At 59.3% G+C, this 13,097-nt stretch carries 13 protein-coding genes; 7 read left to right on the top strand and 6 right to left on the bottom strand.

Annotation, left to right across the window (positions count from 1 at the left end):
- Nucleotides 1-2: 2 nt before the first annotated feature.
- The 4 genes from JOY50_RS12955 to JOY50_RS12940 all read right to left on the bottom strand — a co-directional run bounded on the left by JOY50_RS12955 (nt 3) and on the right by JOY50_RS12940 (nt 2,754).
- Nucleotides 3-1,226, bottom strand: coding sequence for an amidohydrolase family protein (locus tag JOY50_RS12955; protein WP_138737246.1), 1,224 nt, complete (start codon nt 1,224-1,226; stop codon nt 3-5).
- Nucleotides 1,227-1,273: 47 nt separating this feature from the next.
- Nucleotides 1,274-1,531 carry a DUF2790 domain-containing protein gene (locus JOY50_RS12950; RefSeq protein WP_049273517.1) on the bottom strand — a complete coding sequence of 86 codons (258 nt, stop codon included), beginning with the start codon at nt 1,529-1,531 and terminating at the stop codon, nt 1,274-1,276.
- Nucleotides 1,532-1,597: 66 nt separating this feature from the next.
- The gene (gene cynS, locus JOY50_RS12945) at nt 1,598-2,068 is read right to left on the bottom strand and encodes a cyanase (protein ID WP_049273519.1); all 471 of its coding nucleotides are present in this window, start codon (nt 2,066-2,068) and stop codon (nt 1,598-1,600) included.
- A gap of 26 nt (nt 2,069-2,094) precedes the next feature.
- A complete protein-coding gene (locus JOY50_RS12940) occupies nt 2,095-2,754 on the bottom strand; it encodes a carbonic anhydrase (RefSeq protein ID WP_031311695.1) in 660 nt (219 codons plus the stop codon).
- A gap of 112 nt (nt 2,755-2,866) precedes the next feature.
- Here JOY50_RS12940 and cynR point away from each other — a divergent pair, with 112 nt between their 5' ends.
- A complete protein-coding gene (gene cynR / locus JOY50_RS12935) occupies nt 2,867-3,778 on the top strand; it encodes a transcriptional regulator CynR (RefSeq protein ID WP_132846214.1) in 912 nt (303 codons plus the stop codon).
- A 62-nt stretch (nt 3,779-3,840) separates the two neighbouring features.
- Here cynR and JOY50_RS12930 read toward each other — a convergent pair whose 3' ends face one another.
- The gene (locus tag JOY50_RS12930; RefSeq protein WP_243055335.1) at nt 3,841-4,212 is read right to left on the bottom strand and encodes a hypothetical protein; all 372 of its coding nucleotides are present in this window, start codon (nt 4,210-4,212) and stop codon (nt 3,841-3,843) included.
- Nucleotides 4,213-4,352: 140 nt separating this feature from the next.
- Here JOY50_RS12930 and JOY50_RS12925 point away from each other — a divergent pair, with 140 nt between their 5' ends.
- The 4 genes from JOY50_RS12925 to JOY50_RS12910 all read left to right on the top strand — a co-directional run bounded on the left by JOY50_RS12925 (nt 4,353) and on the right by JOY50_RS12910 (nt 9,161).
- Complete coding sequence (locus JOY50_RS12925) at nt 4,353-4,973, top strand: tyrosine-type recombinase/integrase (protein ID WP_243055334.1); 621 nt, start codon at nt 4,353-4,355, stop codon at nt 4,971-4,973.
- A 144-nt stretch (nt 4,974-5,117) separates the two neighbouring features.
- Nucleotides 5,118-5,630, top strand: coding sequence for an RNA polymerase sigma factor (locus JOY50_RS12920; protein ID WP_063425235.1), 513 nt, complete (start codon nt 5,118-5,120; stop codon nt 5,628-5,630).
- Entirely contained in the window at nt 5,631-6,587 is a 957-nt protein-coding gene (locus tag JOY50_RS12915; RefSeq protein WP_132846218.1) for a FecR family protein, read from the top strand. It abuts the gene before it with no gap.
- 96 nt (nt 6,588-6,683) lie between these two features.
- On the top strand, nt 6,684-9,161 hold the full coding sequence (locus JOY50_RS12910) for a TonB-dependent siderophore receptor (protein WP_243055333.1): 2,478 nt from the start codon (nt 6,684-6,686) through the stop codon (nt 9,159-9,161).
- A 539-nt stretch (nt 9,162-9,700) separates the two neighbouring features.
- On the opposite strand, the gene JOY50_RS12905 is transcribed toward JOY50_RS12910, so the two are convergent.
- On the bottom strand, nt 9,701-10,669 hold the full coding sequence (locus JOY50_RS12905) for a LysR family transcriptional regulator (RefSeq protein WP_081238017.1): 969 nt from the start codon (nt 10,667-10,669) through the stop codon (nt 9,701-9,703).
- Between the two features lie 113 nt (nt 10,670-10,782).
- Here JOY50_RS12905 and JOY50_RS12900 point away from each other — a divergent pair, with 113 nt between their 5' ends.
- Both JOY50_RS12900 and JOY50_RS12895 read left to right on the top strand, forming a co-directional pair.
- Nucleotides 10,783-11,142, top strand: coding sequence for a cupin domain-containing protein (locus tag JOY50_RS12900; RefSeq protein ID WP_041167805.1), 360 nt, complete (start codon nt 10,783-10,785; stop codon nt 11,140-11,142).
- Nucleotides 11,143-11,260: 118 nt separating this feature from the next.
- Nucleotides 11,261-13,048, top strand: a complete 1,788-nt coding sequence (locus JOY50_RS12895) for a choline dehydrogenase (RefSeq protein WP_063425241.1) — start codon at nt 11,261-11,263, stop codon at nt 13,046-13,048.
- Nucleotides 13,049-13,097: the final 49 nt, after the last annotated feature.

The raw sequence follows: 13,097 nt of genomic DNA, 5'->3' as shown, positions 1-13,097 counted from the left end.
CCTCAAAATGCGACTGACCTACGATGCTCAGCCGTTGCAACCACCTTGCCGCGCTTGAGCACCATCAGCCGTGTCGGCAGGTCGAGAATGACATCGGCCACAGCCCGGCAATCGATCATCACCAGGTCGGCATCATTGCCCACCGCCAAACCGTGGCGTTTCAAGCCCAAGGCTTTGGCAGGGTTTGTCGTGAGCATCGCCAACACGGTGGCCTGATCATCCGCGCCGCCCAAGTGGCACGCGGGAATGGCCAGTTGCGCAATGTGCAGCAGGTCGCCAGTGCCATACGGCGTGAATGCGTTGCGTATGTTGTTAGTGGCCAGGCAAACCGTCACACCGCCGTCGCGCAGCGCACGCACCGGTGTCAGGGTGCGTCTTACATTGTGACTGTCACCCCGAGCCCCCAGGTGCAGGTCGGTGGCGGGCAGGCACATCACGCTGATGTCGGCCTCACGTAGCAACGCAATCACCTGTGCCTGTCGCGCTGGCGAGGCGGCGGCCAGGCTGGTCAGATGCCCAACGCAGACCCGTCCTTGGTAGCCTTCGGCAATGGTGCGACGTGCCACGTACTCGATGGTCATGTGCTCGGCGTCATCGGCGAAATCCTGGTGCAAGTCGATGTCTTTGCCGTAACGCTTGGCCAAATCAAAGACGAAATCAATGTGCTCCAGCGGCGACACGTCGTTGTAGGGAATGCCGCCCACCACATCGGCGCCCATCTCCATTGCCTGGGCCATCATGGCCTGCATGCCAGGCAGCTTGAGAATGCCTTCTTGCGGAAAGGCCACGACCTGGATGTCGATTGCCTCTCGGAACTGCTCGCGCAACTCCAGCACCACTTCGAGCCCGGTGAAGCCTTGGGCGGGGTCGAACTCGGCATGGGCACGTACATGCGTGGTACCGGCCTGAACCAGTGCACGCAGCACCTGGATCGAACGTTCGCGGATATCCTCACGGGTCAGTGTGGGCTTCAGTTCGGCGGTGACGGCGATCGCTTCCTTCAAGGTGCCGGAACGGTTGGCCTTGCGGTGCATCACGTTGGCTTTTTCCAGGTGCAGGTGGCCTTCGACAAACCCGGCAACAAGCACTTTGCCGTCGCCTTGGATTTCGTGCGCTGCGGTGGTGGCGATGTGTTGCGCGATCTCGGCGATTCTGCCTGCTTGCACGGCCACATCTACCAGTGGCTGGGTGTCGTCAATGCGTACATTGCGAAAGATAAGGTCCATCAACTTCAGTCCTCATATAGAGTGCTGCCGCGCTGCGAAGGCCGGGCTCAGTTATTCGAGCAACCATTGCCCATCACGCGGTACTCAAGCACATGCTCATTGCCTTGGGAGTCTTCGTACGTCATGCGAGCGGGTACCACCTCGCAGACATCAGGTACCTGGCTCATGGAAATGACGCGAGCGATATCGAGGTGCCGGGAGTAGCTGTATTGTTCAACCGGTGCCTGCTCGACCTGTTGCTCGACGTCGGTCGCCATCGCCACGTTGCACAGCCCGCCTAGTATCAATGCGAACAACGCTTTCAATTTTGATCACCTTCAGGTTGTGGCTCGGCCGCAACATTGCGGCCGAGCCCATGTGTTGCAGCCAGATCAGAACGGTTTGGTGGGCAGGTATTTGCCATCCAGGGTGATCACCGCGCGCGAGCCACCCTCGGGGTCTTCGACTTTCTGGATGTCCAGCTTGAAATTGATGGCACTGATGATGCCGTCGCCGAACTTTTCATGAACCAGCGCCTTCAAGGTGGTGCCGTACACCTGCAACATCTCGTAAAAGCGGTAGATGGTCGGGTCGGTCGGGACGCCATTTTGAATGCTGCCGCGCAGTGGCACGGTCTGCAGCATTGCGATGCCGTCCGCGTCGAGGCCGAGCTTGTCACCTACCACCTGGGCGGCGCTCGCCGGCAACGGGTGCTGGCCCAGCAGTGCTGCGGTGACGAACGCTTCGGACAAGCCGGTGCCTTCGGTGATCTGGGAGAACGACAGGTCTTTGCGGGCTTTGGCCAGAAGGATGACTTCGCTCAGGGCAAGGCGGGCGTTCTGGCTGATTTGCGATTGGATCATGTTGTTTCTCCTTGGTTGAAAGATGTTCAGGCAACACGCTTGGGTTGATGGGAAACGGCGTGTACTTCGGGGTTGTGGGCAAGGGATACGAATGTGCCGGTACTGCCATCGAAGGCTTCGATCAGCCCGCTTTCGATGTCGTAGATCCAGCCATGCAATGTCACGCGGCCTTCTTCCAGGGCCAGGCGCACCGAGGGGTGGGTCTGGATGTTGGCAAGCTGGGCGATCACGTTTTCGCGCACCATGGCCTCGACCTTGGCCTGCGGGCCGAAATGGTTGCGGGCTTCGTTTACCACTCGTGCGGAATCGGCGTAGCGCAGCCAGCCGGCCACTGCGGGCATGTGGTCCAGGCATTTGCAGGTGGCGATGGCCGTCATGGCACCGCAATCGGAATGGCCGCAGATGACGATGTCGGAAACCTGCAGGGCCGCCACAGCGTATTCCACCGAGGCCGATACGCCTCCAGGCTCGGGGCCGTAGGACGGCACGATGTTGCCTGCATTGCGGATGACGAACAGGTCTCCGGGTTCACGCTGGGTGACCAGCTCCGGCACCAGGCGGCTGTCGGAGCATGAAATGAACAGGGCACGTGGGCTTTGCTGGCTGGCCAGGTCCTTGAACAGTTTGACGCGCTCGGGGTAGGCCTCTTTCTGGAACTTCAGAAACCCGTCGATGATGTCTTTCATGGTTGACTCCTTGAATGACGCGATGTGTTGAAGCAAAGGTTACGCAGCCCTTTAAATAAGGTAAAAGTCTGATTTATGATCTGGTAGATCAGTTAATCTTATAGGTGCGTCCATGCTTGCCCGACACATCCAGTACTTCATCGCAGTGGCAAACCATCTCAGTTTCACCCGCGCCGCAGCGGCGCTGCATGTGTCTCAACCGGCCTTGTCGCAGCAGGTCCGGCAGCTGGAAGAGAGCCTCGGCACAACCTTGTTCGATCGCTCCGGCCGTACCACGCGGCTGACGGATGCCGGCGAGGTGTATCTGCGCTATGCCAAGCGGGCCGCGCAAGAACTGCAGGAGGCAAAACGAGCCATTGATGACCTCGGCGATCTGAGCCGCGGGTCACTTAGGGTGGGGGTAACGCCGACATTCACCAGCTATCTCGTGGGCCCGCTGGTTGAAGCGTTCCATGGCCGCTACCCGAACATCACGCTGGTGGTGCGAGAGATCGCCCAAGAGGCGATGGAAGAATTGTTGTTGGCCGACGAGGTTGATGTGGGCATAGCGTTCGACAACGGCCATCATCTGGACCTGGACGCCCAAGCGCTCCTGGTCGAAACCCTCGCGCTGGTGGTAGGCAAGCAGCATCCCCTCGCCACGACGGCCAGTATTGGCCTGGAGGCGTTGAACTCAGAATCGCTGATACTCTTGAGCGCCGAATTTGCCACGCGTGAGCAGATCGACAGCTATTGCCGCCAGCACAACATTCGGCCTCACGTACAAGTGGAAGCCAATACCATCAGTGCGCTTATCGAAGTGGTTAGCAGGACCAAGCTCTCGACCTTGTTGCCGGCCACTATTGCCCTAGCTCACTCGCAGTTGGTCGCTATCGAGCTTGACCAGCAGCGCTTGCAGCGCACTGCTGTTCTGATGCAACGAAAAGGGGTTTATCAAACGGCTGCAGCGAGAGCCTTTGTCGAACTGGCAATGAAAGTGGCCAAGCAACTTGAGGCGCCCGGCTGCTCCGCCCGGTTGATGTAGAAGGGCGCGATTGGCTGTTATCGACCCCAAGCAGACATCCGGCTGCTTCTTCAACTGGGAACCTAATAACGGAAAGCCAACACTTCTCCTGCTGCGATGCGTGAGAAAACAACGTGAGGATCTGTTTGGCACCAGTATCTAAAGAAAAAAAGGAGAGGTTCATCCTCTCCAAAAACCTGCGTCACTGGGCTCTCAATTGGTAACACCAGTTTGGGCGCCTCCCATTGCTGTGCGAGAACACCAATTGGTTGGCCTGACGCGCAGATAATCCAGGTAGCTTCATCTCCACTGATGCTGGGCAGGTAGTGCATGGTCTGTATGGCTTCTAACGCTGTACGCAATGTTGCAGTCGGATCCAGCTTGACTGAGTTGGCATGGCTGATCAGATCGTCACCCGCGTGGACGCTCTCTCGATCAATGGCAAGTATCAGCATCATCACCCCCTGAGAAAATTGTATTCAGACTAAACAGCGTATGGGGCTGAACGGGGAGCTGTCCACAGTCTGCTTTTGGCCGTTTAGCGACCGTTGCTCAGACAAGCCATCCTTTTCCTTCCAGACATGGAGGATATGTCATGAGCATCATTGCTACCCGCAGCCGTCAGCCCTGGAACAAAGGAAAATTGGTCGGGCAGAAACCCCCGCTAAGACTGAGAAATATCTGGTCTATCCGGGTAAGGCTTCACATTGCAGAAAGAACTCGGGATCTGGCTCTCTTCGATCTGGCCATCGACAGCAAGCTTCGAGCTTGCGACTTAACCAAGCTCCGCGTGCGCGACGTCGCCAACGGCGAGCACGCATCATCACGAGCCATGGTCATGCAGCAGAAAACGCAGCGGCCTGTGCAGTTCGAGATTACTGAACAAACACGGTCTGCTGTCGCAGCCTGGATACGTCAGGCCAAGCTACGCAGCGAGGACTGCTTATTCCCTAGCAGACTGCATACCTCTGACCATCTATCCACTCGGCAGTACGCTCGTATAGTCAAAGGCTGGGTGAAAGCCATTGACCTTGATCCAGCCATGTACGGCACTCATACGATGAGACGTACGAAGGCATCACTGATCTATCGCAGGACGAAAAACCTGAGGGCGGTTCAACTGCTGCTCGGCCATACAAAGCTGGAGAGCACCGTTCGATATTTGGGTATTGAGGTCGATGACGCTCTGGAGATGGCGGAACAGACTGAGGTTTGACAATGCATAGCGACGGTCGAGATCAGACCGTCGCTAATCGACCCATTGCAGACATTCATCCGGCATCCTCATCATTGCGAATGATTCTCACAGTCAGTATGCTCACTCCACAAAAAATGGATGTCACCTCTCTCGGAGCGCGCAGTGGCCGACAAAATGGAGCAGTTGTTTCGCCTTTACCACCGCGAACTCCAGCAACTCGCCTACCGTCGTCTCGGTGATCGTGATCTGGCTGCGGACCTGACCCAAGACACTTTCCTGCGTTATGTGAGCCTCGACCGCCAAGCACGGACTCAGAGCATCAGCAATCCGCAGTTCTTCCTGATCCGGGTGATGCGCAACCTGATCATCGACTTTTGTCGCAGCCGTTCGCGGCGTGGTACTCAGGCATCGTTGCACGATCTTCAGGATGAGTTGCTCGACTCCAGTCCGGGGCCAGCTGAGCTTCTGCTTTTGCGCGAGCAGTTGCGCCTGCTGCACAACGCTTTGGACGAGTTGCCCGAAAAATGCCGCCACGCACTGTTGCTCAACCGCATCGACGGGCTGGGGCACACGGAAATTGCCGAACGGCTTGGCGTTTCACCGAGCATGGTCAGCAAGTACATCATGCGGGCGTTGAGTCACTGCGCCAGCCGCCTAGTGCTGATGGAAGACTAAGTGAACGTGCCTGATTTTCAAGCCACACAGTCTGCCCTGCGCGAACAAGCCTTGCAGTGGCTGGTCGACCTGCACTCGGGCGACAAGCAGAAGGTCGACTGGGAGGGTTACCTGCAATGGTGCGAAACCTCGCCGGAGCATCAGCGGGCAGCACAGGCGGCTGAACGGCTGTGGGAGCAGTTGGGTAGCGCCCTACAATGCCCCGTATCACGCCCCCAGCGCCTGCCGGTTTTGGGCTTGGTGCTGGCGGTGGGACTTGCCTGCGGGCTGACATGGCATGCAGCTGAGAACGGCTGGATGGCGGACCAGCGCACGGGAGTGGGTGAACGCCGTACGCTGCAACTGGCGGATGGCTCGCGCCTGGAACTGGCACCGCAGACGCGAGTGGACGTCGATGTGGATGGATCGCGGCGAGTGCTGCGACTTTATAGCGGCGAGCTGTACGTGCAGGTCGCTGCTGATCCAAAGAGGCCTTTCGACGTCGAGGCGGGCGAGGGGCGCATGCGCGCATTGGGCACCGCTTTCGATGTGCGTCGGCAGGACAGCAGTGTCCATCTGGTGGTCACTGAACATGCGGTGCGGGTAGACGTGCAAGCCAACGATGCCGTGCAAACGGCTGAGGTTCAGGAAGGGCAGGCGCTGGACTATGACGACAACGGCGTGTCCCAGCCATACGCAGTAGACGCGAGTGCCGAAACTGCCTGGCTGCATGATCGTCTCGTCTTCAACAACCGCACGCTTGGTGATGTGCTTGACGCCATGAAACCTTATCACTCAGGGCTGATCTGGATCCGCGACGCAGAGCTGCGCCAATTGCCGGTGACCGGCATCGTCGGCACCAATGACTTGCCGGCACAGTTGCAGCTGTTGCAACGCTCGCTCCCTGTGCGGATTCGCCAACTGCCCTGGCTGACCGTCATCGAACGCGACAACACCAGGGTGCGTGTGTCTCGCTGAAAATTTTTTGCTATCGCGCTGTCGGCTTTTTGCAGCCTGTCGTCTTTTCCTGTCGAGAGTGATTTTTATTTCGCTGATTTCAGCAAGGGGAGACACATGCAGCACTTGATTCGCCGGACAGCCCTGAGCCTCGCCATTACCACCATTGCCGCCTTTGCCATGACTACTGCGACGCAGGCGGCCGAACGCACTCAGAGCACGCTCCACACCTTTAACATTGCTCCAGGTTCGCTGGACCAAGCTTTGACGCGTTTTGCCGACCAGGCAGGTCTGAGGCTGATGGTGGCCAGCGAGGTACTGAAGGGGCAGGAGAGCAAGGGATTGAGCGGGCAGTTCAGCGCCGGTGAAGGGGTTCAGCGTTTGCTCGGTGGAAGCGGACTGAAGGCGAGTTTCAACGGTGACATCCTTTTGATCGAAAAAGTCCAAGTCGGCGACAAGGCCCTGGAGCTGGGTTCGACCATCATCCAAAGCCAGGGCCTTGGACTGACGACAGAAAATACCGGTTCCTACACCGCAGGCGCTGTATCGGTTGGGGGTAAAACTCCCGTGGCGCTGCGTGAGATTCCCCAATCGGTCTCGGTGTTGACCCGGCAGAACATCGAGGATCAGGGCATCACCAACATGGAACAGGCGCTGGATAAACTGACCGGCATCACCGTGGTAGGCGGCAACGGCGTAGATACCAAGTTCTACTCCCGTGGTTTCGAGGTCACCAGCGTGCAGACTGACGGCGGTGCTCCGGCGATCCGCCAGCAGAACTATCAGTCGTTGCCAGACATGGCCATGTATGACCATATCGAGATCCTGCGAGGCTCTGATGGCCTGTTCAGCGGGACCGGTGAGCCTGGCGGCACCCTCAATCTGGTGCGTAAGAAGCCATTGGCGTTCAACCAGCTCAAGACCACTACCTCGGCGGGCAGCTGGGACAACTATCGCCAGGAGGTCGATGTCACCGGGCCGCTCGGTTTAGATGGTCGCTTGCGTGGGCGAGGTGTGGTCGCCGTCGAAGATCGCGATTATTTCTACGACACCACCAACAGCAAGAAAGAAATCTACTATGGGATCCTTGAAGCCGACCTCACACCGGATACGCTGCTGACGTTTGGCGGCAGTCACCAGTGGCGCAAGATAAAGGGTTACTGGGACAGTGGACTGCCTCGGTACAACACTGGCGACGACATTGGTTTGTCCCGCGACACATCACTGGGCGCGGACTGGTCCACAGCAAACTACGAAACCAACGAGCTGTTCGTCAAACTGGAGCACGCCTTCAATGAAGACTGGAAGGTCAACGGCAGTTATACACGTTACAGCCAAGACATCACCCAGAACATCGGCCAGGCAACCGGTACCCTCGACAGCACGACTGGAAGAGGCTCGCTGTTCTCACGCTGGGGGCGCAATTACACCATTGACCAAGACCTTTACGACGCCAACGTCTCCGGGCGTTTTCGTGCATTCGGCCTGGAGCACGAGGTGCTGTTCGGTATCGACCATCAGGAAACCCGGCGCGGTTTCGAGTCATTCCGTCTAGGCATGGCCAACATCCCGGTCGACCCACGTCAGGACGACATCAGCAATCAGCCTGAAGGTGCCATGCCTGGGATGTACATCAACTTCCCCGCATGGAACCAGCGTAAGAGCGGCGCCTACGCTACCCTGCGCGCGCAGCTGGCCGAGCCGTTAAAACTGATTGTTGGTGCGCGTTATTCGGACTACGACGACAACATCACCAGCGTGACGCCATCCGATGGCCAAGTTTACCCTACCGGCGGCAAGGAAAGCGGGGTGATCACCCCGTTCGGTGGGCTTGTCTACACTCTGAACGAGCAGTGGTCGGTCTATACCAGCTACAGCCAGATTTACACCCCGCAGACCAACTACTTGGGCACCGATCACCAGTCGCTCAAGCCTATGACGGGTGATACTTATGAGGTGGGCACTAAAGCCGAGTTGTTCGACAAAAAAGCCAACCTCTCGCTGGCGGTCTACTACACCAAGCGCGAGAACGAGGCCATGCTGCTCAATTCCGAAACCGTGATCGGCAACCCATGCTGCTACGAAGACGGTGGCAAGATCGTCAGCAAAGGCTTCGATGCCGAGATCACCGGCGAGCTTCTGCCGAACTGGCAAGTCGGGGCAGGTTACACTTTCAATATCAACGAGCAGGTCAAGACCGGCACAGCGTCCAACCGAGGCAAACCGCTGAGCACTCAAACACCGAAGCATTTGCTCAAGCTGTTCACCAGCTATCGCCTGCCAGGGGATCTGGACCACTGGAAGCTTGGCCTCGGCGCCAATATCCAGAGCCGAAACTACGTCAGCGGAACCTCTTCTGTAAAGGATGCGTTCGGAAACACCGTCACCACCGTGAATCCATTCGAGTACGAGCAGCCAGGCTATGCCGTGTGGAACGCTCTGGTCGATTACGAAATCGACAAGCACTGGACGGCATCGGTTAACGTCAACAACATCTTCGACAAGAAGTACTACCAGACCGTGGGAACCAACGCGATGAACAATTGGTACGGTAACCCCCGTGAATACCTGTTGACCTTGCGTGGTACGTTCTAAGCCCGATCTGTAGGCCTTAATGCAAGCGTTTGATATGGGGCGATACTGCCGGTCGACAATGACCACCATCTACCCATAGTGGACGCTTGCTACGCTGTCGAGTCATTCATTCATTCTTGTTAAAGACCCTTCTTGCAGCGCACTCCCTAGCGATTCCCATCCATATGTCCTTATTGGGTTTCAGCTCCGGATAAGTCTGTACCGCAACATCCACTGTGCCCGCCAGAACGCTTGCCATCATATTGCCGAACGTTTTTTTAGCCCAGCATGGTCCTCTTCAGATGAATGCAGCAACGCCACTGTTAAGGGCAGCAGTGGCGTCGATACCTGCGTCAAGAAGAGCCTTCGCCGCGTCTCGAGACAAATCCATCAGCATTTCACCCTCTTTTGGAATGTATGAACGACACGAGACGCAGAAGCCGCGCTTTTTTTCAGAATTGTCGGTGCATTGCACGTGCAGATGAAAGAGAAAGCTTTCTAGCGGCAAGAAGGTGAAATCGGAGCGACAGTCCGCTTTGGGTCGATAGCAGCCCTGACCGCTAACGCCCCATAGCGCAAATCCGGTGACGTTCCATGACCTGAATGCCCTGTTCTGTCAGCGTTTGGCGCACACCCACCTGGTAGCTTTCTATCGCGCCACGCAGCCAGATTTCAAACTTTTGGCTCGCGGGGGAACTTGGCCTTTTGGGTTTGAAGAGGGTGTAGTTCTGCGCGCTAACCAGGCCGAGTGGGTAGGGCACGATCAGCTCACCTGCGCGAATGGCAGGCATGGCCAGGAAGCTGTCGCCGATGGTCAGGCCACCCCCAGATGCCGCGACGGACAGGCACAGGGTGGTTTCGTTGAACATCGTCTGCTGGCGTCGTGCGCCGCCGGGGTCGAGCCGGGTCAGGGCGCACCATTCCTCCCAGATGTCGTAGTTGGCATCGATCAGGTACGGCGCATCGCAAGGCTTGCGGCCTTCGCCTAGGTAGGTCTGGGCGAAGTCGCGGGTGCAGACCAGCAGATCGATCCAGCGGCACAGCTCGGACGCTTCCAGCCCGCCACCGACCTTGGCGCCATGCATGCCATAGAAAATACGGAAGTCGAAATCTTCGTCGAGGCGGAAGGTCGCGTTTTTTTCTGCGGTGATCTCCACGGATATTCCAGGGTTGGCGACCAGGAACTTTCCGACCTGGCCGGCCAGCCAGCTCGAGGCGAAGTCACGGCATACCAGCACCCTCAGCTGTTCGCCCTGGCGTGCCCGGCGACTGATGGTGTCAGTGGTCAGCTGGATCAGCTCGAAGGCTTGTTGCAGGGCCACGAACAGCTCGCGACCGGCCGGTGTCAGGCGGATCACATTGCCGGTACGCATCAGCAGGGAGCAGCCCATGTCGCTCTCCAGTTGCGCAACCTGCTTGGACACTGCGGGGCGTGTGACATGCAGTTCTTGTGCGGCGCACGAAATGCTGTTGAGCCGGGCAACGGCCTCGAAGGCTCGTAGCGCGGTCAGGGACTGGTGCTTTCTCAAGGAGGTGGCTCCGTAACCTGAGGTGACGCAGGCAGAAATCTTGTCACTTGTCTGCATGGAAGCCCGACCCTAGCCTGACTGTCAATCTCAACACGCAAATCCGAGGCTCCATCATGCTCCTTCCGATCCGTTTTTCTTCCACTGGTCCCGCAGGCTGGCAACAATTGCCGAACCAAGCCCTTGAGCATGCCGAGCTAATCGAAGGCCGGCCGATGGGCCTTGACCATGCCTACTTCAGCCGTGGCGAACCGCCGGTGAAATCGGGTATCTGGCGCTGCGAGCCGTATACCGAGCGCTACGAAAGCTACCCGGCCGACGAGTTCATGGTGGTGCTGGAGGGCGAGGTCACGCTGGAGGCGGAAGGCTTCTGCGAAACCTATACCCAAGGTGACTCCTTCCTGGTGCCCAAGGGCTTTCGTGGCACCTGGCGCCAACCAGTGCCGATGCTCAAGTTCTACGTGATCGTCGGCTAGCCAGCCCAGGCCACGCCGCCACGCCTTCAACCCAACCCAGACCCCGAGCCTTGGGCCGGCATTGCCGCGCGAGGTGGGCGGGTCTGTCTCCAGCTATACGACGGTGGGGATCAGTACCATGTCGAATCCTGAGCAAACAGCGTTTTCCAGCCCGCACGACGAAGGGCGCTATGACTACATCATCGTGGGCGCCGGCGCCGCCGGCTGCGTGTTGGCCAATCGCCTTGGCGAAGACCCTGGTGTGCAGATACTGGTGATCGAAGCCGGTGGCAGTGACAACTCGGTCATCGTGTCGATGCCCGCCGCGCTTTCGATCCCAATGAACACCAAGCGCTTCAACTGGGGCATGAAGACCGAGCCGGAGCCTGGCCTGGATGGCCGACAGGTGAACCTGCCCCGTGGCAAGGGGCTGGGCGGCTCCTCGTCGATCAACGGGATGTGCTGGGTGCGCGGCAACCCGATGGATTACGAACTGTGGGAAGCGCTGGGGGCCGAGGGCTGGCGCTGGTCGAACGTGCTTCCTTACTTCCAGCGGCTGGAAAACGTCGAGGGCGGTGGGCTGCTACGCGGGACCCAGGGGCCGATGCGCATCAGCCGGGGGCTTCAGACCAACCCGCTCTACCAGGCCTTCGTCGAAGCCGGCAACGAGGCGGGGTACGCCGTCAGCGACAACATGAACAGTCGCCAGCACGAGGGCTTCGGCCCGATGGAGATGAACGTCGGCGACGGACGTCGCATGAGCGCTGCGCGTGCCTATCTGCGGCCAGCCATCGCCCGCGGCAATGTGCGTGTGATCAAGGGCGGCCTGGTCGACCGGGTGATGTTCGTAGGCCAGCGCGCCAGTGGCGTGGTGTTCTCGGTGGCCGGCAAGCCCGCCAGCGCCATGGCCACGCGGGAGGTGATTCTGTCGGCGGGCGCCATCATGTCCCCGGTGATCCTCAAGCGGTCAGGCATCGGCCCGGCGCAAGAGCTGGCGCAGCATGGCATCGCGGTGATCCACGACGCGCCTGAAGTGGGCGAGAACCTGATGGACCACATGGAACTCTACCTGCAAATGGAGTGCACCCAGCCGGTCAGCCTGTTCCCTACCCAGAGCCTGCTGGGCAAGGCCAGGATCGGGATCGAGTGGCTCGCCACCCGGCGCGGGCTCGGGGCGACCAACCACTTCGAGAGCGGCGGACATATTCGCAGCCGGGCGGGCATCGTTTATCCGGACATCCAGTTTCACTTTCTTCCGTTGGCCATCTCCTATGATGGGCAGACGCTTGCCAAAGGGCATGGTTTCCAGGTGCATGTGGGCACCAAGCGCTCCAAGAGCCGGGGTTGGGTCAGGCTGCGTGACGCCCTCCCGCAGAGCATGCCGCGGGTACGCTTCAATTACATGACCCATGCCGATGATTGGGCGGAGTTCAGGGCGTGCGTGCGCCTGACACGGGAGATCTTCGCCCAGCCGGCCTTCGCGCCCTATCGGGGCCGGGAACTGGCGCCAGGCGCGGCGGTGCAGGACGATGCCGCCATCGATGCGTTTCTCAAGCAGAAGCTTGAAAGCGCCTACCACCCTTGCGGTACCTGCCGCATGGGCAGCGACGCCGCCGCGGTGACCTTCCCGGATGGCCGGGTACGCGGGGTCGACGGGCTGCGTGTGGTGGACGCCTCGCTGATGCCGGCAGCCACCGCTGGCGACTTGCAGGCACCCACCCTGGTGCTGGCCGAGCGATTGTCCGACCTGATCCGAGGTCGTCACCTGCCGGAGGCGCAAGGGGCCGCGTTGTTGGCCGATCCGCAATGGGCCACCCGGCAGCGCGGGCCTGATATCTCCCGCGACTATGCCCGTGAACGCGACCGGTTGGCCGCCGCGCTGCTGGCCAATGCCAAGGGGCAACCGCTGCCGATGGGCGCCGGTTGAGTCAAGGCACCTGGCCCATTACCGCCATCGAGCTGTAAGGGAGACCAAC

This window comes from Pseudomonas sp. BP01 (genome assembly GCF_022760795.1).
Lineage (GTDB): Bacteria > Pseudomonadota > Gammaproteobacteria > Pseudomonadales > Pseudomonadaceae > Aquipseudomonas > Aquipseudomonas putida_Q.
The sequence above is the reverse complement of the archived record's forward strand: the minus strand, read 5'-3'. Positions and strand labels throughout refer to the sequence as shown.

What these genes read in the sequence shown, in the direction of transcription:
- JOY50_RS12955 (WP_138737246.1), bottom strand. Translation starts at nt 1,226, where the DNA reads ATGGACCTTATCTTTCGCAATGTACGCATTGACGACACCCAGCCACTG.
- cynS (WP_049273519.1), bottom strand. Translation starts at nt 2,068, where the DNA reads ATGATCCAATCGCAAATCAGCCAGAACGCCCGCCTTGCCCTGAGCGAA.
- JOY50_RS12940 (WP_031311695.1), bottom strand. Translation starts at nt 2,754, where the DNA reads ATGAAAGACATCATCGACGGGTTTCTGAAGTTCCAGAAAGAGGCCTAC.
- cynR (WP_132846214.1), top strand. Translation starts at nt 2,867, where the DNA reads ATGCTTGCCCGACACATCCAGTACTTCATCGCAGTGGCAAACCATCTC.
- JOY50_RS12930 (WP_243055335.1), bottom strand. Translation starts at nt 4,212, where the DNA reads ATGCTGATACTTGCCATTGATCGAGAGAGCGTCCACGCGGGTGACGAT.
- JOY50_RS12925 (WP_243055334.1), top strand. Translation starts at nt 4,353, where the DNA reads ATGAGCATCATTGCTACCCGCAGCCGTCAGCCCTGGAACAAAGGAAAA.
- JOY50_RS12910 (WP_243055333.1), top strand. Translation starts at nt 6,684, where the DNA reads ATGCAGCACTTGATTCGCCGGACAGCCCTGAGCCTCGCCATTACCACC.
- JOY50_RS12900 (WP_041167805.1), top strand. Translation starts at nt 10,783, where the DNA reads ATGCTCCTTCCGATCCGTTTTTCTTCCACTGGTCCCGCAGGCTGGCAA.
- JOY50_RS12895 (WP_063425241.1), top strand. Translation starts at nt 11,261, where the DNA reads ATGTCGAATCCTGAGCAAACAGCGTTTTCCAGCCCGCACGACGAAGGG.